The following is a 535-nucleotide window of genomic DNA, read 5'->3' as shown; positions in this document are numbered from 1 at the left end:
GGTTCCTGGTCTTCGCCGACGAGCCCAAATCCGCCGCACGCCAATCGCTGTTGGAGCTGGCCGAGCTGGGCATCGAGCTGAAGATCGCCACCGGGGACAACCCGCGAGTGGCCGAAAAGGTCTGTGAAGAACTGGGTTTGGCCTCGAAGGGCACGATCACCGGCGCGCAGCTCGAACCCCTGGACGACGCCGCGTTCGCGTACGCCGCGCAACACCACACCATCTTCGCGCGCATCTCCCCCGAGCAGAAGGCGCGGCTGATCACCGCGCTGCGGCGCGAGGGGCGAGCCGTCGGCTTCCTGGGCGACGGGGTCAACGACGCGCTGGCTCTGCATGCCGCCGACGTCGGGATCTCCGTCGACAGCGCAACCGATGTGGCGAAGGACGCTGCCGACGTGGTGCTGCTGGAAAAGGATCTGGGCGTGCTGGCCACCGGGGTAGCAACGGGCAGAAGGATTTTCGCCAACACGATCAAGTACGTATTCATGGGCACATCAAGCAATTTCGGGAACATGTTCAGCGCCGCGGCGGCGTC

1 protein-coding gene is annotated in these 535 nt (G+C 65.6%); it reads left to right on the top strand.

The features are described 5' to 3' along the window. Nucleotides 1-535: HAD-IC family P-type ATPase (locus A9X04_RS06410; protein WP_156764240.1), on the top strand; the 535-nt coding region annotated here is incomplete at both ends.

It is taken from the genome of Mycobacterium sp. E3247, from assembly GCF_001667785.1.
In the GTDB taxonomy this organism is placed as follows: Bacteria; Actinomycetota; Actinomycetes; order Mycobacteriales; family Mycobacteriaceae; genus Mycobacterium.
The sequence above is the reverse complement of the archived record's forward strand: the minus strand, read 5'-3'. Positions and strand labels throughout refer to the sequence as shown.